The 19,224-nt window shown below is 58.2% G+C and carries 19 protein-coding genes; 8 read left to right on the top strand and 11 right to left on the bottom strand.

Annotated features, from left to right (window positions below; all coding sequences use genetic code 11):
* Position 1: 1 nt before the first annotated feature.
* From ACR0EN_RS04310 to ACR0EN_RS04290, 5 genes are all read right to left on the bottom strand, one after another.
* On the bottom strand, positions 2–262 hold the full coding sequence (locus ACR0EN_RS04310; RefSeq protein ID WP_170403080.1) for a hypothetical protein: 261 nt from the start codon (positions 260–262) through the stop codon (positions 2–4).
* Positions 262–1,635 carry a pyruvate dehydrogenase complex E1 component subunit beta gene (locus ACR0EN_RS04305; protein ID WP_170396514.1) on the bottom strand — a complete coding sequence of 458 codons (1,374 nt, stop codon included), beginning with the start codon at positions 1,633–1,635 and terminating at the stop codon, positions 262–264. Before ACR0EN_RS04305 ends, ACR0EN_RS04310 begins: the two co-directional genes overlap by 1 nt.
* Positions 1,636–1,650: 15 nt before the next feature.
* Positions 1,651–2,640: a pyruvate dehydrogenase (acetyl-transferring) E1 component subunit alpha gene (gene pdhA / locus ACR0EN_RS04300; RefSeq protein ID WP_170396516.1), complete on the bottom strand. Its 990-nt coding sequence runs from the start codon at positions 2,638–2,640 to the stop codon at positions 1,651–1,653.
* 172 nt (positions 2,641–2,812) lie between these two features.
* On the bottom strand, positions 2,813–3,112 hold the full coding sequence (locus tag ACR0EN_RS04295; protein ID WP_170626672.1) for an FtsB family cell division protein: 300 nt from the start codon (positions 3,110–3,112) through the stop codon (positions 2,813–2,815).
* A gap of 130 nt (positions 3,113–3,242) precedes the next feature.
* Entirely contained in the window at positions 3,243–4,433 is a 1,191-nt protein-coding gene (locus ACR0EN_RS04290; RefSeq protein WP_170817907.1) for a phosphoglycerate kinase, read from the bottom strand.
* 135 nt (positions 4,434–4,568) lie between these two features.
* Between ACR0EN_RS04290 and ACR0EN_RS04285 the strand changes: the two genes are divergently transcribed.
* Positions 4,569–5,075 carry a peptidylprolyl isomerase gene (locus ACR0EN_RS04285; protein ID WP_170396522.1) on the top strand — a complete coding sequence of 169 codons (507 nt, stop codon included), beginning with the start codon at positions 4,569–4,571 and terminating at the stop codon, positions 5,073–5,075.
* Positions 5,068–5,616 carry a peptidylprolyl isomerase gene (locus ACR0EN_RS04280; protein WP_170512043.1) on the top strand — a complete coding sequence of 183 codons (549 nt, stop codon included), beginning with the start codon at positions 5,068–5,070 and terminating at the stop codon, positions 5,614–5,616. Before ACR0EN_RS04285 ends, ACR0EN_RS04280 begins: the two co-directional genes overlap by 8 nt.
* A gap of 51 nt (positions 5,617–5,667) precedes the next feature.
* Here the strand turns inward: ACR0EN_RS04280 and aqpZ are convergent, their stop codons facing one another.
* The gene (aqpZ, locus tag ACR0EN_RS04275; protein ID WP_170396526.1) at positions 5,668–6,357 is read right to left on the bottom strand and encodes an aquaporin Z; all 690 of its coding nucleotides are present in this window, start codon (positions 6,355–6,357) and stop codon (positions 5,668–5,670) included.
* 239 nt (positions 6,358–6,596) lie between these two features.
* Here aqpZ and ACR0EN_RS04270 point away from each other — a divergent pair, with 239 nt between their 5' ends.
* Positions 6,597–6,962, top strand: a complete 366-nt coding sequence (locus ACR0EN_RS04270) for a cupin domain-containing protein (protein ID WP_170403066.1) — start codon at positions 6,597–6,599, stop codon at positions 6,960–6,962.
* Between the two features lie 176 nt (positions 6,963–7,138).
* Here the strand turns inward: ACR0EN_RS04270 and ACR0EN_RS04265 are convergent, their stop codons facing one another.
* The 4 genes from ACR0EN_RS04265 to ACR0EN_RS04250 all read right to left on the bottom strand — a co-directional run bounded on the left by ACR0EN_RS04265 (position 7,139) and on the right by ACR0EN_RS04250 (position 10,498).
* The gene (locus ACR0EN_RS04265) at positions 7,139–7,639 is read right to left on the bottom strand and encodes a bactofilin family protein (protein ID WP_170396528.1); all 501 of its coding nucleotides are present in this window, start codon (positions 7,637–7,639) and stop codon (positions 7,139–7,141) included.
* Positions 7,629–8,954 (bottom strand): DUF5930 domain-containing protein, encoded by a 1,326-nt coding sequence (locus tag ACR0EN_RS04260; RefSeq protein ID WP_170422207.1) that lies wholly within the window; start codon positions 8,952–8,954, stop codon positions 7,629–7,631. Before ACR0EN_RS04260 ends, ACR0EN_RS04265 begins: the two co-directional genes overlap by 11 nt.
* 178 nt (positions 8,955–9,132) lie before the next feature.
* Positions 9,133–9,951: a ferritin-like domain-containing protein gene (locus ACR0EN_RS04255; RefSeq protein ID WP_480585689.1), complete on the bottom strand. Its 819-nt coding sequence runs from the start codon at positions 9,949–9,951 to the stop codon at positions 9,133–9,135.
* A gap of 85 nt (positions 9,952–10,036) precedes the next feature.
* Positions 10,037–10,498 carry a peroxiredoxin family protein gene (locus tag ACR0EN_RS04250; RefSeq protein WP_170396533.1) on the bottom strand — a complete coding sequence of 154 codons (462 nt, stop codon included), beginning with the start codon at positions 10,496–10,498 and terminating at the stop codon, positions 10,037–10,039.
* A gap of 68 nt (positions 10,499–10,566) precedes the next feature.
* Here ACR0EN_RS04250 and ACR0EN_RS04245 point away from each other — a divergent pair, with 68 nt between their 5' ends.
* The 4 genes from ACR0EN_RS04245 (at position 10,567) to ACR0EN_RS04230 (ending at position 17,105) form a co-directional block, all read left to right on the top strand.
* Positions 10,567–13,950 (top strand): YhdP family protein, encoded by a 3,384-nt coding sequence (locus ACR0EN_RS04245; protein WP_480585354.1) that lies wholly within the window; start codon positions 10,567–10,569, stop codon positions 13,948–13,950.
* A 44-nt stretch (positions 13,951–13,994) separates the two neighbouring features.
* Positions 13,995–15,041 carry a tRNA preQ1(34) S-adenosylmethionine ribosyltransferase-isomerase QueA gene (queA, locus tag ACR0EN_RS04240; protein WP_480585686.1) on the top strand — a complete coding sequence of 349 codons (1,047 nt, stop codon included), beginning with the start codon at positions 13,995–13,997 and terminating at the stop codon, positions 15,039–15,041.
* Between the two features lie 106 nt (positions 15,042–15,147).
* Positions 15,148–16,419: an MFS transporter gene (locus ACR0EN_RS04235; RefSeq protein WP_170422201.1), complete on the top strand. Its 1,272-nt coding sequence runs from the start codon at positions 15,148–15,150 to the stop codon at positions 16,417–16,419.
* Between the two features lie 107 nt (positions 16,420–16,526).
* On the top strand, positions 16,527–17,105 hold the full coding sequence (locus tag ACR0EN_RS04230) for a DUF924 family protein (protein ID WP_170396541.1): 579 nt from the start codon (positions 16,527–16,529) through the stop codon (positions 17,103–17,105).
* Here the strand turns inward: ACR0EN_RS04230 and ACR0EN_RS04225 are convergent.
* A complete protein-coding gene (locus ACR0EN_RS04225) occupies positions 17,102–17,536 on the bottom strand; it encodes a hypothetical protein (protein WP_170396542.1) in 435 nt (144 codons plus the stop codon). The two genes, ACR0EN_RS04230 and ACR0EN_RS04225, sit on opposite strands and share 4 nt — an antisense overlap.
* A gap of 212 nt (positions 17,537–17,748) precedes the next feature.
* On the opposite strand from ACR0EN_RS04225, the gene lpdA reads away from it, so the two are divergent.
* Complete coding sequence (gene lpdA / locus ACR0EN_RS04220; protein ID WP_480585350.1) at positions 17,749–19,143, top strand: dihydrolipoyl dehydrogenase; 1,395 nt, start codon at positions 17,749–17,751, stop codon at positions 19,141–19,143.
* Positions 19,144–19,224: the final 81 nt, after the last annotated feature.

Genomic DNA, 19,224 nt, shown 5'->3' with positions numbered 1-19,224 from the left:
TTCAGCGCTCCTCAATCAGAGTAATTTGGTCAAAGGGCGCCTTGGGGCGCCCAGTGCCGCGTGCGAGTGTCGCAATCGCAGCCTCGATTTTGTCTTTGTTCTCCGCCATCCAGACATAGGCGGTCTGGTGTGAGGGGCGCGCGCCGATCAAACGCATATCCGCCGCCAGTCGCTCGGGTACAAGCGCCCGCACGATGCGGTTGTCGATGTCAATCTCGACACGGTAGCATTCGGTTGCTGGATCGCGGCCCCTGATCTCCATTACCGGTAGGTCACCTGTTTCACCGCAGCGATCACCTCATCAGTGGTGATCAGCGCCAGCTTTTCGAGGTTCGCCGCATATGGCATCGGAACATCTTTGCCGGTGAGGGTGATGACCGGGGCGTCGAGATAATCGAACGCTTCCTGCATGACCACCGAGCTGATGTAGCTACCAACGGAACCTTGCGGCCAGCCTTCTTCGACGGTCACAAGACGGTTGGTTTTCATCACCGAGTTGATGATCGCGCCGGTGTCCATCGGGCGGATAGTGCGCAGGTCGATCACCTCGGCGCTGATGCCGTCTTCGGCCAGCTTGTCGGCGGCTTCCAGCGCATATTGCATGCCGATGCCGAAGCTGACGATGGTCACATCCGAGCCTTCGCGCCAGATGCGGGCCTTGCCCAGCGGGATGGTCAGGTCATCCACTTGCGGCACGTCGAAGGACCGGCCGTAGAGGATTTCGTTTTCCAGGAAGACCACGGGGTTCGGGTCGCGGATGGCCGATTTCAGCAAACCTTTGGCATCGGCTGCGGAATAGGGCATCACCACTTTGAGACCTGGCACCTGCATGTACCATGCGGCGTAGTCCTGCGAGTGTTGCGCGGCCACGCGGGCAGCGGCACCGTTAGGGCCACGGAATACAATCGGACAGCCCATCTGACCGCCAGACATATAAAGCGTTTTGGCGGCAGAGTTGATGATCTGATCAATCGCCTGCATGGCGAAGTTGAAGGTCATGAACTCGACAATCGGTTTCAGCCCGCCAAAGGCCGAGCCGACGGCGATGCCGGTGAAGCCGTGTTCAGTGATCGGGGTGTCGATGACACGTTTGGCACCGAATTCATCGAGCAGGCCTTGAGAGATTTTATAGGCGCCCTGATATTCAGCGACTTCTTCGCCCATCAGATAGACATCTTCGTCGCCGCGCATTTCTTCGGCCATCGCGTCGCGCAAGGCTTCGCGGACGGTTTGCTGCGCCATCTCGGCGTCGGCAGGCCAATCGGGCGACAGGTCCACAACCGGAGCAGCGGGGGCTGCTGCGGCAGGAGCGGGGGCCTCAACCGCCGCAGGGGCGGCTTCGGCCTCCGCTGCGGCTGCGGGCGCAGCCACGGGCAGGGCGGAGGCGTCTTCACCATCTTCGACCAGGATCGCGATAGGGGTGTTTACTTTGACCCCTTCGGTGCCCTCGCTGATCAGAATCTTACCGACGATGCCTTCATCGACGGCTTCGAACTCCATCGTCGCCTTGTCGGTTTCGATCTCGGCCATGATGTCGCCCGAGGATACGGTGTCGCCTTCCTTGACCAGCCACTTGGCCAATGTGCCCTCTTCCATCGTGGGCGAAAGGGCGGGCATGAGAATTTCGGTTGCCATGTCTTATTCGTCCTCTCAGGCGTAGATATCAGTCCAGAGCTCGTCCAGCGACGGCTCAGGGCTTTCTTTCGAGAATTCGGCGGCCTGATTGACGACCTCTTTGATCTCTTTGTCGATCGCCTTCAGGTCATCCTCGGTCGCGTGTTTGCCGGTTAGCAGCAGCTCGCGTACATGTTCGATCGGATCGCTTTGTTCGCGGACCTTCTGAACCTCTTCGCGTGTACGGTACTTGGCCGGGTCAGACATCGAGTGGCCGCGATAGCGGTAGGTTTTCACCTCGAGGATGTAGGGACCTTTGCCCGCACGGCAGTGGGCGACCGCTTTTTCACCTGCGGCTTTGACGGCCAGCACATCCATGCCGTTCACCATTTCACCCGGTATTCCGAAGGCTTGACCGCGGTGGTAGATGTCGGCCGAAGAGGTCGAGCGTGCTTGCGCGGTGCCCATGGCATACTGGTTGTTCTCGATCACGAATACCACCGGCAGTTCCCAAAGAGCCGCCATATTGAAGGTCTCATAGACCTGACCCTGGTTGGCCGCGCCGTCACCGAAATAGGTGAAGGTGACGCCGCCGTTCTCTTTATACTTGTCTGCAAAGGCCAAACCCGCACCCAGCGGAACCTGTGCGCCGACGATGCCATGGCCGCCATAGAAATTCTTCTCTTTCGAGAACATGTGCATCGAGCCGCCTTTGCCTTTGGACAGCCCGCCTTCGCGACCGGTCAATTCGGCCATTACGCCGCCCGGGTCCATTCCACAGGCCAGCATGTGGCCGTGATCGCGATAGGACGTGATGCGCTTGTCGCCTTCTTTGGCCGCGGCCTCAAGGCCGACAACAACCGCTTCCTGACCGATGTAGAGGTGGCAGAAACCCCCGATCAGACCCATGCCGTAGAGTTGACCTGCCTTTTCCTCGAATCGGCGGATCAGCAGCATCTCGCGGTAATATGTGGTCAGTTCTTCCGCAGAAACATTTGGTTTCTTTGTGGTTTTTCGCGCAGCCATAGTGGCGATCTCCCCCTTTCGGCAAGATAGTTTAGCGTTAAACTATCTCATAGAGCATTTCACACGTTCTGGCGAGTACTAATGTTACGCGAGGGCAGGATACGCGAGTTGCGGCCTGCCACAGCTTATCTTCCAGGCGTTAAGGTACAGAGATTCTTAGTCAAAAATTTCGTCAGCGGATAACGATCTCATCCGCGCGGATCATGCCGAGCACTGAGCGGGCCTGTTGATCCAGCAGATCGAGATCCAGATAGGTGTCTGACAGTCGGCGGGTCAGGTTTTCCATTTGTTCGATTTCGGCGTTCAGCTGCGCCAGATCGCGAGACAAAACATCGCGCTCGGCGGCAATCTCGACCCGGCGAAACAGACCGTAATCCCCTTGAACGGCGGCAAAGGTGAAATACACCCCCAGCATGAAGGCGATCGTGAAGAAAATGAAAGCCCCTAAACCGGGCCGATTGGAACGGGACACTGTGTTAACCGCCGTGTGAAATACTGCCTCAGAAACGCACCCTTTTTGGATGTCTCGACGCACTATGTCACAGGTGATTCGGGTTGTGAATCCCCTGAGTAGAAAAAGCTGAGACCTGAGGTTTGAGCGCTTACGGGTCCAGCGCGGCCACACCCGGCAAGGTCTTGCCTTCCATCCATTCAAGGAAGGCACCACCAGCAGTAGAGATATATGAGAAATCCGTTGCCGCGCCCGAGGCGTTCAGCGCGGCGACCGTGTCACCCCCACCCGCGACCGAGGTCAGCTTGCCATCGCGGGTTAGTGCAGCCGCCTTCAGCGCCGCCGCATTGGTTGCGGCATCGAACGGGGTCAGCTCAAACGCCCCCAGTGGGCCGTTCCAAATCAGGGTCTGGCTTTTTTCCAGCACTTCGGACACGGCTGCGACGCTTTCGGGACCGGCGTCCAGGATCATCGCGTCCGAAGGGCACTGATCAGCGGGCAGAACCTGCTGCGGCGCGTTGGCCTCGAACACTTCGGCCACGACGATGTCGCGCGGCAGGACGATCGTACAGCCTGCGGATTCGGCCTTGCCGAGGATTTCGGCGGCGGTATCGGTCATGGCGTGCTCGGCCAGCGATTTGCCGACATCGATCCCCTGCGCCAGTAGGAATGTATTCGCCATCCCGCCACCGATGACCAGATAGTCAACCTTCTCGATCAGGTTGCCCAGCAGGTCCAGCTTGGTCGACACTTTGGCGCCCCCGACAACCGCTGTGACAGGCCGCTTGGGTGCGCCCAAGGCGGCTTCAAGCGCGCTCAGTTCCTGCTGCATCAAGCGCCCGGCACAGGCGGGCAGCAGACGGGCCAGCGCCTCGGTCGAGCTGTGGGCGCGGTGCGCGGCCGAGAAGGCATCGTTGCAATAGATGTCGCCCAGCTTTGCCATGCCTTGGGCAAGTGGGACGCTGTTCTTGGTCTCCTCGGCATGGAAGCGGGTGTTTTCCAGCAGCAGAACCTCACCTTCCGTCAGGGCGGAGGCGGCGGTTTCAGCCTCATAGCCCACGCAATCATCGGCAAAGCGCACGGGAGCCCCAAAAGCGGATTCAAGTGCTGGCACAAGCTGCTTCAATGACAGCTCGGGTACATGCTGACCACCGGGGCGTCCGAAATGGGCCAGCAGGATGGGTTTACCGCCTGCGGCGAGGATATCGCGCACGGTTGGCACGATCCGTTGAATGCGGGTGTCGTCGGTCACCACGCCATCCGCGACCGGTACGTTGATATCCACGCGCACCAGAACCCGCTTACCGCCAAGATCCATATCGTCCAGAGATTTCCAGCCCATCGCGCTCATCCTTGCCCATTGCATCCAGTTTCAGCGGTTCTTTTCCTGCATTTTGCGTTCAGGTCAATGCGTCACTTGGCATTCGCGCGCCCGCGTCATAGGTATTTGCGCAAGTTTCAAAGACAGGAGGGCCAGATGGCCGAGATCAAAGACCCCGAAAACACGATCATCATTGAGCTGAAAGACGGCAATGTCGTCATCGAATTGCTGCCTGATGTGGCCCCTCAGCACTCGGCCCGCATGAAAGAGCTGGCGCGTGGTGGCGAATATGACAACGTCGCATTTCACCGCGTGATCGACGGGTTCATGGCGCAAACCGGCGACGTGCAGCATGGCGACATGGAAGACGGGTTCAACATTCGTATGGCGGGCACCGGTGGATCGTCGCTGCCGAACGTACCTGCCGAGTTCTCGAAACTGCCTCATGATCGCGGAACTTTGGGTGCGGCACGCTCGGCCAACCCGGATTCGGCCAACTCGCAGTTCTTCATCAACTTCAAGGACAACCATTTCCTGAACGGCCAGTACACCGTTTATGGCCGCGTCATCGACGGGATGGAGCATGTGGACGCGATTGTGCGTGGTGAGCCGCCAGCAAGCCCCGACCGCATGATCAGCGTTAAGGTGGCTGCCGATGCATAAGCTGGCTGCAGTTTTTGCCTTGCTGGCCAGCCCTGCGCTGGCAACCGGGCTTGAGATTGAGATCGAGGGCGAGGGCGCCAATGGCACCGTCACCGTTGATCTATTCGAGGATATTGCGCCCAAGCATGTAGAGCAGATCACCGCTCTGGCCGCTGCTGGTCAGTACGATGGGGTTGTGTTCCACCGTGTGATCGACGGCTTTATGGCGCAGACCGGCGATGTTGAGTTTGGCCGTGTCGGTGGCGACATGCGTCGTGCGGGTACGGGTGGATCGGATCGCCCTGATCTGCCTGCTGAATTCTCGGATTTCAATTATGACCGGGGCGTCGTGGGTATGGCGCGGGCGCAGGACCCAGACAGCGCGAACTCGCAATTCTTCATTATGTTCGAGCCCGGCCCGTTCCTGAATGGTCAGTACACCGTTGTTGGTCAGGTGACAGAAGGGATGGACGTGGTCGATGCGATCAAGCGGGGCGATGGCCCTAATGGCGCAGTGATCGGACAACCGGATGCGATGAAAAAGGTCACGGTGACCGAATAAAAGAAAACCCCGGCGCGCTTCTGCGGGCCGGGGGGTCTTGATGCGGCCGGGTCAATCGTCGTCCGACATCGCCCGCCAGATCAGTGCGCCAATCGCACCGCCGATCAAAGGTGCCACCCAGAACAGCCAGAGCTGCGCCAGTGCCGGACCATCGGCAAACAACGCCACGCCGGTTGACCGGGCAGGGTTCACCGAGGTGTTGGTCACCGGGATCGAGATCAGGTGGATCAGCGTCAGCCCCAATCCAATCGCAATCGGGGCGAAACCGGCAGGCGCGCCGCTGGAGGTCGCACCGAGAATGATCACGATGAAAAACGCCGTCATGACGATTTCGATCACTAAGGCCGACATCATCGAATAGCCTTCGGGTGATGCCTCGCCATACCCGTTTGAGGCAAAGCCCCCGACGCCTTCAAAGCCCGGTGCTCCGCTGACGATCAGATAGAGCACGGCTGCTGCGGCGATCGCTCCGATCACCTGCGCGATCCAGTAGGGGATCAGATCTTTGGCATCGAACCGCCCTCCGATCATCAGCCCAAGACTGACCGCCGGGTTGAAATGCCCGCCCGAGATATGACCGACCGCGTAGGCCATAGTCAGCACCGTTAGGCCGAAAGCGAACGAAACGCCCAGCCAGCCGATACCCACATCGGCCACACCTGCAGCCAGTACCGCGCTGCCACAGCCACCCAGTACCAGCCAGAATGTACCGAAGAATTCGGCCATGAGTTTTGATGACATGAAAAGCCCTCCAGAAATCAATGACTTTAAGGTTAATTCAAAAAACGCTTTTTGTGAAACTGTGAGAATGCGGGGAATTTTCCTTCAAGACACGTCAGATAGGGGGGCTGTTAGGGAATATGCTTATTCCGGTGTGCTGGCGATTGAGAACGACACACTCGGCCCAACTTGCGTTTTTCTCCTGTGCGCCCCAATGTCCGGTATCGGTTGTGGGCTTGCGATGTGGCGGGGGTATCAAAGTGAAGTTCAAAAAACTGTATTCGGATGCTCAAGGCGAAAGCCATTGGAAAGACATCGAAGTCGAACTTGAAGAGCAAAGCTTTGCACCACCTGCGAAAGCAATCGAGATTTCAAAGCCAGAAGCTGTCAAGCAAACCATGTTCTTGAGACTCAAGAAGGGTTGGGATGAGCCAATTCATCCCACACCTGTCGCTCAAAAGCTCATTTGTCTTTCTGGCTCAGTGCGCGTGACCGCGAGCGACGGTGAATTCAGAGATATTGGTCCGGGTGACGTCTGGCATATGGAAGACAAACACGGCAAAGGCCACCACACAGTAGTAACAAGCGATGATGATTTTCTTTCGGTGATCGTTCAGTACGAGTAGCGGGGGCAGCGCAGACCAAGCCCTCCTGATCAACCAAGCGCATTGCGGCACTTGCGCGGTGTAAGGCCGCTACGTCCCGCATTGAGGTCATTGTTAGATTTAGACGAACACCCCAAAACAAAAAAAACGCCGCAGGGTATCCTGCGGCGTTTCTGATTGGTCTTGCCGATAAGTGTTTACTGCTTCACTTCCGCCGCCGGGTTGGCACCCGATTTGCCGCTGCGGCCCGGGTTCAGCGGGTCGTCCTGACGCTGCACCGAACCTTCGAAATGCGCGCCGCTTTCAATGGCGATGGTCTTGTGAATGATGTCGCCTTCGACGCGGGCGGTTGAGGTCAGGCGGACCTTCAGGCCGCGGACGCGGCCCACGATACGGCCGTTGACCACTACGTCATCTGCAGTGACTTCGCCCTTGATGGTGGCAGTCTCGCCGATGGTCAGCAGATGGGCGCGGATGTCGCCTTCAACGGTGCCCTCGACCTGGATATCGCCCGAGGTCTTGATGTTACCTGTGATGTGCAGATCCGAGGATAGCACCGATGCCGGTGGCTTGGGCTTGGGAGGGGTGCTGGCCTTTGTTTCAGCCGGTGCGGGTGTTGCCGGAGTGGCCGGAGCGGCCGGTTTTGCTGCCTCAGTCTCTTTCGACCCGGGTTCGTTGATTTTGCTCTTAGAAAACATTTCTCGCAGCCTTGATGTAAGTCATTGGGTTCATGGGTTTTCCGTTCACGCGCACCTCATAGTGCAGATGCGTGCCGGTCGATCGTCCGGTGGTACCCATATCAGCAATATGGTCCCCGCGCGAGACCCTTTGGCCAACCTTAACGCGAAGATTGCTGTTATGAGCGTAAAGTGTCTCAATCCCGAAGGCGTGTTTGATTTTCACCAGCTTTCCGAAACCGGATTGCCAGCCCGCATGGGTGACAACGCCATCGGCGGTCGCAAAGATATCGGTCCCGCGAGGACCGGCGAAATCCGACCCGTTATGCATGCGCCGGCCGCCGGTTTTTGGGTCGCGGCGGGTTCCGTAGCCACTGGTATAACGGACAGCGGCGCGCACCGGGCTGGCGAAGGGGGCCTTTTCCGCAGCGATGCGATAGAGGTTCAGCTGGTCCATCTGTTCCAGCAGGATATTGGCGCGGATCTGGTCGGGGCTCAGTTCCTCACCGCGGGTGCTGAAGGATAAAGGGGTCAGCGGACCGCCCATACCGCTATATCCGCGCCGAACTTCGTCGAGGATACGATCTGTTGGCATGCCCGCGCTGCGGAACATCTTGTCGAGAGGTTCGACCGAGATCAGCATCGCCTCTTCCAACTGGCGGAAAATCTCGTCGCTGCGCTCCTGCATCAGGCGGATCTCAAGCTCGAGCTCGTCACGCTGGTCCAACGCGCCTTGCGCATCGGCAGCGATCTGGTCGCGCTGCGCCGCGGTCCGGGCCAGGGCATCGGTCATAAATGCCATCTGTTCCGGGTTTGCCGATGCCATCGCATAAGCCGCGTCCGCATCATTGCTGGGTTGCAGTTCGGCCAGTTTGGTCCGCGCGTCTTCGCGTTGCTTCATAGTGGCACGCAGCGTGGTTTGGATCACCTCGATGCCGGTTTCCAACTCGCGCCGGCGGTTCTCGGATTCCAGCAATTCGGACTGCATGACCGAAATCTGTTCCAGAGCTGCGTTAAACCTGTCATGTGCAGCCAGCGCTTCGGCCGCACGCGCATCGCGCTCTTCCGACAGGATGTTCAGACGTTCTTGATACGTAGCCTGATCGCGCTTGGCCTGTTCCCGGAAATTGCCCGATCCGATGCTGTCCATCAACAGAACTGACGTGGCAATCGCGGTCCAGGCGACCATCACCGACACACCGGCGACTGCAGCGATCTGAGTTTCAGAACTCAGTCGGATGAACCGTGTGTCGTTGTCAGATTTCAGAAAAACACGGCGCTCTGGAAAGTGCCGCTCGAGCAGTGAGTGTAGTTTAATTGCCAGACGTGTCCGCACGCGTCCTACCTCAATTGTCCCCATATCTCGGAGCCGGTCGTGAGTGAGTAGCCGCTCCTTGACGCGATTGCATAAAGCGGTCGAGGCATTCGGGCAAGTTTGTTAACCAATCAAGAGCTATGAACGGAGAATTACCGCACGTGATCGGCGAGAACTTGCCGATAGCGAGCATTTGCGGTCAGTCCGACACAACTCCGGGTGGTGGCAGGTCTTCGGTCAGGGGCCAATAGAAATCTGGCGGCAGTCCGGCCTCGGCCCGTTTCTCTTCGTTAAATGGTGGTTTCAGCGCGCCGTGGAAATAGCGGCGGACGAGGGCGTGGAATACATCCTTGGGGTCGGCATTCTCGCGCCCGCACAAGAAGTGGAACCATTTCGAGCCATAGGCGACGTGACCAACTTCCTCGGCATAAATCACTTCCAGTGCAGCGACTGCGTCGTCAGCCTTGGCCTTGCGGAAAATGTCGACCATTCCGGGGGTCACGTCCAGCCCACGTGCCTCAAGCACCATTGGGACGACGGCAAGACGACCCATAAGATCCTGTGCGGTGTCCTCGGCGGCGCGCCACATGCCTGCATGGGCGGGCAGGGCGCCATAGTGGCTCCCCATCTGTTCGAGGCAGTCGCAGACCATCTCAAAATGGCGCGATTCTTCTTCGGCGCATTTCACCCAATCGTCATAGAAGCCGATGGGCATGGGCACATGGCCAAACCGGGCAATGATATCCCAATGCAGATCCACGGCGTTCAACTCTATATGAGCGACAGCGTGCAACAGTGCGATGCGGCCGGCCTCGGACCCCGCCCTTCGGCGCGGTACATCACGAGGCGACAACAGTTCGGGCTTTTCAGGTCGCGCAGGGTATAGCGGTGGCTTTGCGGTGCCCACTTCGATCTTGGGCGCGTCGCCTTGCCGGGCTGCGAACCAGGCAGCGGCGTATCGTTTGGACAGGGCGGTTTTCTCGCGACCGACTGATGTGGTCAAAACCTCGGTCGCCATTTCGGTCAGTGTTTTTGACACGCTTGCCCCCTTACGCTTCACTCCGCGCGGGTCATACCCTTGATGCCCGCGCGGGTCGAGAGGGCTAGAGCGCGCGTGCGGCCTCCAACACTTCGTCCACATGACCCGGCACTTTCACCTTGCGCCAGACGCGGGCGATTTTTCCATCCGCATCAATCAGAAAGGTCGAGCGTTCGATCCCCATGGATTTGCGTCCGTACATGTTCTTTTCGACCCAGACGCCATAATCTTCGCACACGCTCTGACCCTCATCGGACAAAAGCGGCGTCGTAAGGCCGTGCTTGGCGACAAATTTGTCATGCTTTGCCACGGTATCGCGCGAGATGCCGAAAACGTTAGCACCCGCATCCGCAAAGGCTTGTAGTTGTTCCGAGAAACCGATGGATTCCTTGGTGCAGCCCGGCGTATCATCGCGGGGATAGAAAAACAGAACGACCGCGCGGCCACGCTGTTCCGACAGGGTCACCTCGCCGCCGCCGTCGCGAGGCAGTGTAAAGTCGGGTGCGATGTCTGAGACTTCGGGCATATTCAAACTCCGGCTGAGAAATTAACGGTTGCCGCATATCATAGGGCTCCGTTGACAGGTTGAAAGGCGTGAGACGCAAATTGGTCCAGCAAGAACAGCAGGATGACACGAAGGCGGATAAGAAACCCCGCCGTCGGTCGCGGCGTCGGACCGCAGGGCTGTGGACATTGCGCGGTGTCTTCATCCTTGGATTTCTGGCACTGGTCACCGGCTTTATGGTTGTCGGCCAGCGCATGCACGCGCCGGATTGGTTGCGCGACCGGGTCGAGGCGCGCCTTGATCAGACATTGGGTGGCGTCAAAGTTCGGTTCGGCGATGTCAGTTTCATCATTCATGAAGGCTGGCGTCCGCGATTGCGACTGACCGATGTTCGTATCAGCGATGCGGACGGACGGCAGATTGCCGAAGTGTCCGACCTGCGGGCCAGCCTGTCGATGCGCCCGCTGTTGCGCGGGCATGTGCGCCCGAAGCGGATCATATTGCAAGGCGCGCAGATTGCACTGACACGGGGTGTCGATGGAGCGCTGTCGCTGACCGTCGGTGCCGGAAGTGCGCCGGTCGGTCAGGCCCGGAACCTGGCGCAGCTGATTGAATCATCGGACGAGGTGTTCCAGGCACCTATTTTGTCAGCCCTGACCTCGGTCGAACTGGATGCAATTACGCTGGACTATCAGGACCTGCGGTTGGGCCGGTCCTGGGTGCTGGACGGCGGGCGTATTCAGGCCAACCGCAGCGCGGGTGAGATTCGTCTGGCCACCAATTTCTCGGTGCTGGCCGGTCGCGATTATGTCAGCACGATCGAGGCCAACTATACCAGTTTGCTGGGCAGTCCCGTTGCGCAGTTCGGCATCTCGATCACCGATCTTCCCGCCGAGGATATCGCAGGCCACAGCCCGGCGCTGGCATGGATGCAGGTACTTCGCACACCGATCTCAGGTGCTTTGAGGGGTGGCATTGATACTGAGGGCGCGCTGGGGCCGGTCTTTGCCACGTTGAATCTGGGTGCAGGCGCCGTGCAGCCCACGCCTGAAACAACACCGATCAAATTCGACGCGGCGCGGACGTATTTTACCTACGACCCGAAACAACAGGCGCTGGATTTCAACGAAGTCTCGATCCAGTCTGCCTGGGGTACGGTGCAGGCAGATGGCAAGGCCTTTCTACATGGGGTCAAAGCTGGCGGGTTGGACAGTATGTCGGGGCAGTTCCGCCTCAGCGGGATTGAGATCAACCCGGCCAATCTGTTCCCCGAAGCACTGAATCTGACGCGGGCCGATGTTGATTTCCAGATGAAACTTGCGCCGTTCCGTATACAGCTGGGGCAAATGACGGTTGAAGACGGTGCACATCGCGCACGGCTCAGCGGGTCTCTGGCTGGTTTGACCGACGGCTGGGTCGCAGCCATTGATGCACAGATTGATCGGATGAGCTCTGATCAGCTGTTGAACTACTGGCCCGAACGACTTGCGCCGAAACCGCGCCTTTGGGTCACCGATAACCTCTATCACGGAGAAATGTCCGATCTGGATTTCGCCCTGCGTCTACGGCCCGGCGAAAAGCCGGACATCTATGCGGATTTCGAATTCGACGAGACCGAGATTCGGTTCGCCAAGACGTTGCCAACCATCCAAGACGCGCAGGGACAGGCCAGCCTGCTCAACCGGCGCTTTACCGTCTCGGCGCAAAAGGGGATTGTGATCGCGGATGAAGGAGGTACCGTTGATGCCTCGGGCACCTCGTTCATCATCCCCGATACCGGCATCAAAAAAACCACCCCGGCCATTGCGCGGATTAAGGCCAGCGGCAGTGTAACCGCAGCCATGTCATTGCTGGACCGCCCGCCGCTGCAACTGTTGACCAAGGCCAATCTGCCGGTGGATCTGGCCGACGGTCAGGTCAGTCTGAGTGGAACGCTTTCCTTGCCGCTGATCAAGGGCCTGAAGCTGGAAGATACCAGGTTCCATTTCGTTGGCGAGTTGTCGAATTTGGACAGCAGCAAGCTGGTACCCGGATTTGAAGTCAGCGCAGACCGATTGGACCTGAGCGGCGACCAGACGCAAGTGGCCATCCAGGGCGAGGGGCTGTTTGGTGTTGTACCGGTTGAAGCGCTTTGGCGGCAGCCGATCGGAGGCGAAACCCCGCAGCAAAGCGAACTGACAGGTCAAATCGAACTCTCCCCGCGTCTGATGGAACAAATCAATGCCGGACTGCCGCGCGGCATGTTGACCGGAGAGGGGATCGCCGATTTCAGCCTGAGTCTTGGTGCGGGTGAGCCCCCGCGCTTGTCCGCACAATCCGATCTGGTTGGTGTCGCGCTGGCGATCCCTGAGCTTGGATGGCGCAAATCAGCCAGCACTGGCGGCTCTCTGACTGCCGAGGCCACGCTGGGCGCTCAGCTAAGTGTCGATTCCCTTCAGATCAACGCTGCTGGTTTGCGGACAACTGCAGCGATCTCGTTCCGGGATGGCGGGTTCGAAAGGGTACGGTTCAGCACGTTCGAACTGGGCGACTGGCTTGCAGTTCCGGCGGAATTGATTGGGCGTGGTGCTGCGCTGCCAGATATCCGTGTGTTGGGCGGCGTGCTTGATCTGGGAAAATCCACTATCGGCGAGGGAGGCAGCAGCAGTGGTGCTGCCGGGCCCGGGCCAAAGCTGGATGTGAAGCTGGACCGACTACAAGTCACTGAATCCGTTGCGTTGACCGGGTTGACTGGCTCGTTTCAAACCACTGGCGGACTGACCGGCAACTTTGCGTCGCAAGTCAATGGCGGTGCAGCGATCCGCGGACAGGTCACCCCGCGCGCGTCCCGATCTGCGGTTGGTCTAACCTCGGACGATGCGGGGGCAGTTCTGCGATCAGCGGGGGTTCTGACGCAGGCACGCGGTGGAACAATGCAATTGCAGCTGGATCCGATCGCGGAGCCTGGAAACTATGACGTCGACCTGAAAATCAAAAATACGCGGATCACGGACGCCCCGGCCATGGCAGCGATATTGAACGCGATCAGTCTGGTGGGGTTGCTGGATGAAATGGCGGGGCAAGGCATTTTCTTCGCAGCCATCGACAGCAAAATGCGTATCACTCCGACCGAGGTGAAAGTGCTGAGCGGTAGTGCCGTAGGTCCATCAATGGGGCTGTCCTTTGACGGTACGGTCGACACTGTAGCCGGGATGCTGAACCTGCGCGGCGCGATTTCACCGATCTATCTGGTCAATGCTATTGGCAGCGTTCTGACCAAAAAGGGGGAAGGTATCTTTGCCTTCAACTACACTTTGTCCGGACCGCTGTCCGACCCGCAAGTTTCGGTCAATCCTCTGTCTGGCCTCGCACCTCTGTTTCTGCGCAACCTGTTGCGCGAGCCCGCGCCAACGGTCTCGGATGGCCCGAATGCCACACCGGATCGATCTGGCGAACCCAATCCCGCCTTCCAGACACGTGGTGAGGATCGCTGATCTGAGCTGTGGCCGAATCTGTCGGGCCGATGTATGGCGCGGCCATGAAACTCAGCGACTTTGACTTCCACCTGCCCGAACACCTGATTGCCACGCGTCCCGCCAGCCCGCGCTCGTCCGCGCGACTGCTGCTTGCGCAGGGTGATGCTGTTCAGGACCGGCACGTGTTCGATCTGCCGGACATATTGCAGCCCGGGGACCGTCTGGTGCTGAACGACACCCGCGTCATTCCCGCTCGCCTCAGCGGTCGCCGCCACCGTGACAGCGCGCAAGGGCCGGTATCTGCCGCGATTGAGGCGACATTGCTGGACCCGCAATCTGATGGTTGTTGGGCCGCGCTGATCAAGCCGCTTAAGAAGATCAAACCGGGCGAAGAGATCGTATTCTCAGACGATCTGAGCGCAACCCTGGACCGAGTTGCCGATGGCCAAGCCTATCTGCGCTTTAACCTGACCGGAGAGGATTTCGATCAAGCGCTAGAGCAGGCGGGCGCGATGCCGTTGCCTCCCTACATCGCAGCGAAACGTGCAGCGGATGAACAGGACAAGACCGACTACCAAACTGTGTGGGCGCGAAACTCCGGAGCCGTAGCGGCCCCAACCGCGTCCTTGCATTTTGATGATGCGCTTTTGCAGGCGCTATCGGAGCGCGGTGTCGAGTTCACGCATGTCACGCTGCATGTGGGGGCAGGCACATTTCTGCCGGTCAAAGTGGAAGACGTGACCTCCCACAAGATGCACGCCGAATGGGGACGGGTCAGCGCGCAGGCCGCTGCCGAGATTGCGGCGACCAAAGAAGCGGGCGGGCGCGTTATCCCGGTGGGCACAACCGCCCTTCGACTGATCGAAAGCGCGGCACGCTGCGGCCGGATCGCGCCGTGGGAAGGCGAGACCGATATCTTCATATACCCAGGTTTTGAATTTCACGTCACTGATGCGCTGATGACCAACTTCCACCTGCCGAAATCCACATTGCTGATGCTGGTTTCGGCGTTGATTGGGCAGGATCGGGTCAAGTCGGTCTATGACCACGCTATCGCAGAAGAATATCGCTTTTTCTCATACGGCGACGCGTCTCTGCTGATACCATAGTCGTATCTTGGCCATCTGCGCCCTTACAATGTCGTAGACAAGCGCGACGTGCTTCGTCATTGACGGCAAAGCGGACAAAACACACCAGCAATTTTGGATAGGCAGAATGCTTCAGGTTCTTTCCAGCGCTTGGGCGCTTCTTCTGGGAATGGGGTTGCTGATGGTCGGCAATGGCCTGCAGGGCACGTTGCTAGGGGTGCGTGGAGAAATCGAGGGATTCTCGACCTTAGAGATGTCCTTTGTGATGTCGGCCTATTTCCTTGGGTTCCTTGGCGGCTCGCGTCTGGCGCCTGAAATGATCCGCCGCGTGGGGCACGTGCGCGTGTTTGCGGCGCTGGCCTCGTTCATCTCGGCTGTCATGATAATGTATCCGATGCTGACCGATCCAATTGCATGGTCGATTGGCCGCGTGATTATCGGGTTCTGTTTTTCGGGCGTGTATGTGACCGCGGAAAGCTGGCTGAACAATGCCGCAAACAACGAGAACCGAGGGCAGGCGCTGTCGCTTTATATGATGGTGCAAATGACAGGTGTGGTGAGCGCCCAAGCCTTATTGCTGGTCGGCGACCCGGCAGGATATGAGACCTTTGTCATCGCTTCTATACTGGTTTCGATCTCATTTGCGCCTATTCTGCTGTCCATTTCTCCGACCCCGGCGTTCGATACCACCAAACCGATGACATTGCGCCAGCTGATGGAAACATCGCCGCTGGGCTGCGTCGGCATGTTCTTGCTTGGCGGGATATTTTCAGCGCAATTCGGGATGAGCGCCGTTTATGGCGCTCAGGTTGGATTGAGTCTGGTCGAGATTTCGACCTTCGTAGCGGTGTTTTATATCGGCGCCGTAGTCCTGCAATATCCGTTGGGCTGGATGTCCGACAGAATGGACCGCCGTCTGCTGATCATGCTGGTGGCCGCTGTTGGTGGGGTAGGCGCCGTGATAGGCATGATACTGGGCGTCACTTTCACCATGCTTCTCGTAGCTGCCTTTATCATCGGCGGCATGACAAGCCCGCTCTATTCTCTGTTGATCGCGTATACCAATGACTACTTGGAGTATGACGATATGTCGGCGGCTTCGGGCGGTCTGGTTTTTATTAACGGCTTGGGCGCTATCGCAGGTCCAATTATCACCGGTTGGCTAATGGGGGCTGGCGTGCTCGGCCCACAAGGCTTTTTCCTGTTCATCGCGGCGCTGATGTTCATCATGGCCGCCTATGCGGCCTATCGTATGACCCAGCGCGTTTACAAACCCGTGGATGAAACCGGATCGATTGCCCCGATCTACCCGACATCTTCGCCCGTTGCCCTGGAAGTTGCGCAAGAGGTCGCCATTGAAGCGGCCCAGGACGAGCAGGATACACAAGAACCCGCCTGAGCGCCGGAAATGTGACTTTTGTGTTGCAATATGTTACTGTCACAAATCTGTAAAAGTGATTTTAATGACGTTACGTCCTGGGGAGGGCAATTACGGAGTCTAGGGCAATGGTAGGTCCTGAAGAAGTATTGAGTTTTTGGTTAGATGAGGTTGGCCCCGAGGGGTGGTACCTGCAGGATGAAGCGCTGGATGCGCGGATCCGGGATAAATTTCTTTCAACATGGGAAGCCGCGTGTGAGGGTAAATTCTCGCTTTGGCTGACCTATCCCAGCGGTTCGCTGGCCTATATTATTCTTATGGATCAGTTGCCTCGCAACATGTTCCGGGGAAGCAAACAGGCCTTTGCATCGGATCGGGCGGCACTGGCTGCAGCGAAATGCGCGGTCGACAAAGGCTGGGATCTTAAGATCGACGAACCGGCGCGGCAGTTCTTTTATTTGCCGATGATGCATTCGGAAAATCTGTGCGATCAGGAGCGCTGTGTGCGCCTTATGATCGAACGGATGCCGGAAGGCGGCGAGAGCAATCTGCTTCATGCGCGCGCTCATCGTGAGGTGATCCGCAAGTTCGGTCGTTTCCCGTATCGAAACGATGCGCTGGAACGCGCGACTACTGAACACGAAGCCGCATATGTCAGTAATGGCGGATATGGTTCGACTGTGCGCGAGTTGCAGGCCGCGACCTAGGTCGCGGGCTCACAGCCTTTTAGGATCAGAAGGCGGTCGGTGACAGTGTCGGCGGATGTCGTGATGGCATAGTCGATCAAGTCTTCTGGTTTTTCGACCAGGCCCGCCAATCGGGCCTGGGTATTTTCCAGCTTCCCTTCCAGATCACCCAAACGTCGCAATGCCGCATTCAGCTGTTGGCGCGTGACCGCATCGAGTTGCGTGCCCTGACTGCTAAGGGTTGCAAGATCGCTGCGCAACGCGGCCAGTTCCCCACGAATTCCCTGCGCCTGATCTCGTAGCGGCGCCACGACCTGCAGGTTCTCAGCAAACCCGACCCGGATCTGATCGACAGACTGCGCAAGTTTCCACCCCAAAAACAGGCATAAAGCCAACAATATCAATGTCGCGTTCAAAAGAGCGAGCAGTAAATCTTTGAGCGTTTTAGCCATGATACGCCTTTCGAAAATCGGGAAGGTCAAAAACTGGTAGTGCATATTCGTCAGTTCTAGCCTTTGCGGTAACGTGGGTATAGGCTGAATTCAGCTCCAAATACCTGATTTGACCCCGCGTCACATATGTCGCGGGCTCTGATGTTGATGCGTTGTAAAAAATAGTTTAACGGTAAACTAGTTTTTGAACTGACCTGTGCCGAGAGGGAAACATGGCTGCACAATCTTATGATCTGATCGTAATCGGGGCTGGCCCCGGTGGCTATGTAGCCGCTATTCGCGCGGCGCAACTGGGCCTGAAGACCGCTGTTGTCGAGCGCGAGCATCTGGGTGGTATCTGCCTGAACTGGGGTTGTATCCCGACAAAGGCACTACTGCGGTCATCGGAAGTGTTTCACCTGATGGAGCGTGCCAAGGATTTTGGCTTGAAAGCAGACAAGGTCGGCTACGATCTGGATGCGGTTGTGAAGCGCTCGCGCGGTGTTGCCGCGCAGTTGTCCGGCGGTATAGGTCATCTGCTGAAAAAGAACAAAGTCGCCGTTGTCATGGGTGAGGCATCGATCCCCGCCAAGGGCAAGGTCAGCGTCAAAACAGACAAAGGCACGGAAGACCTAACCGCGAAGAATATCGTTCTGGCCACCGGTGCCCGGGCGCGCGAACTGCCGGGCCTTGAAGCGGATGGCGATCTGGTCTGGACGTACAAACACGCGCTGCAACCGCCGCGGATGCCCAAGAAACTGCTGGTCATCGGCTCGGGTGCGATCGGGATCGAATTCGCCAGCTTCTATAACACTTTGGGCGCGGACACGACCGTGGTCGAGGTGATGGATCGAGTGCTGCCTGTAGAAGATGCCGAGATCAGTGCATTTGCCAAGAAAGCTTTCACCAAGCAGGGCATGACCATCATGGAAAAGGCGATGGTTAAAAAATTGGACCGCGCCAAGGGCAAGGTGACTGCGCATATCGAGGTGAAAGGCAAGGTTGAGAAACACGATTTTGACACGGTGATCTCGGCCGTGGGCATCGTCGGCAATGTGGAAAGCCTCGGGCTTGAAGCCTTGGGTGTGAAGATCGACCGCACGCACGTGGTCACCGATGAATACTGCCGCACTGGGGTAGACGGGCTTTACGCAATAGGTGATATCGCAGGGGCGCCCTGGCTGGCACACAAGGCCAGCCACGAAGGCGTGATGGTAGCTGAGCTGATCGCGGGCAAACACGCACATCCGGTCAAGCCTGAAAGCATCGCGGGTTGCACATACTGTCAGCCTCAGGTCGCTTCGGTTGGGTATAGCGAAGCCAAGGCCAAAGAGCTGGGCTATGACATCAAGGTTGGACGCTTCCCGTTCATCGGCAACGGCAAGGCCATCGCGTTGGGTGAGCCCGAGGGACTGATCAAGACCGTCTTCGATGCCAAGACTGGGGAACTGCTGGGTGCACACATGATCGGTGCCGAAGTCACAGAGCTTATTCAGGGCTATGTGGTCGGTCGCCAGTTGGAAACCACTGAAGAAGACCTGATGAACACCGTCTTCCCGCATCCGACGCTGTCTGAAATGATGCATGAAAGCGTGCTGGATGCCTATGGACGCGTGATCCACATGTAAGGACAGGGGGCTCTGCCCCCGCCGCGGCAAGCCGCGACTCCCCCGAGATATTTATAGCCAGATGAAGCAGGGGATCCGTAC

Source organism: Ruegeria sp. AB7, from assembly GCF_056542625.1.
This window is presented reverse-complemented; position numbering and strand designations above follow the sequence as displayed.

Coding starts and splice junctions, on each gene's coding strand:
- ACR0EN_RS04305 (WP_170396514.1), bottom strand. CDS start 1,635: ATGGCAACCGAAATTCTCATGCCCGCCCTTTCGCCCACGATGGAAGAG.
- ACR0EN_RS04225 (WP_170396542.1), bottom strand. CDS start 17,536: ATGGCTAAAACGCTCAAAGATTTACTGCTCGCTCTTTTGAACGCGACA.
- ACR0EN_RS04285 (WP_170396522.1), top strand. CDS start 4,569: ATGGCCGAGATCAAAGACCCCGAAAACACGATCATCATTGAGCTGAAA.
- ACR0EN_RS04280 (WP_170512043.1), top strand. CDS start 5,068: ATGCATAAGCTGGCTGCAGTTTTTGCCTTGCTGGCCAGCCCTGCGCTG.
- aqpZ (WP_170396526.1), bottom strand. CDS start 6,357: ATGTCATCAAAACTCATGGCCGAATTCTTCGGTACATTCTGGCTGGTA.
- ACR0EN_RS04265 (WP_170396528.1), bottom strand. CDS start 7,639: ATGTTTTCTAAGAGCAAAATCAACGAACCCGGGTCGAAAGAGACTGAG.
- queA (WP_480585686.1), top strand. CDS start 13,995: ATGAAACTCAGCGACTTTGACTTCCACCTGCCCGAACACCTGATTGCC.
- lpdA (WP_480585350.1), top strand. CDS start 17,749: ATGGCTGCACAATCTTATGATCTGATCGTAATCGGGGCTGGCCCCGGT.
- ACR0EN_RS04235 (WP_170422201.1), top strand. CDS start 15,148: ATGCTTCAGGTTCTTTCCAGCGCTTGGGCGCTTCTTCTGGGAATGGGG.
- ACR0EN_RS04290 (WP_170817907.1), bottom strand. CDS start 4,433: ATGGGCTGGAAATCTCTGGACGATATGGATCTTGGCGGTAAGCGGGTT.
- ACR0EN_RS04255 (WP_480585689.1), bottom strand. CDS start 9,951: ATGGCGACCGAGGTTTTGACCACATCAGTCGGTCGCGAGAAAACCGCC.
- ACR0EN_RS04250 (WP_170396533.1), bottom strand. CDS start 10,498: ATGCCCGAAGTCTCAGACATCGCACCCGACTTTACACTGCCTCGCGAC.
- ACR0EN_RS04310 (WP_170403080.1), bottom strand. CDS start 262: ATGGAGATCAGGGGCCGCGATCCAGCAACCGAATGCTACCGTGTCGAG.
- pdhA (WP_170396516.1), bottom strand. CDS start 2,640: ATGGCTGCGCGAAAAACCACAAAGAAACCAAATGTTTCTGCGGAAGAA.
- ACR0EN_RS04230 (WP_170396541.1), top strand. CDS start 16,527: ATGGTAGGTCCTGAAGAAGTATTGAGTTTTTGGTTAGATGAGGTTGGC.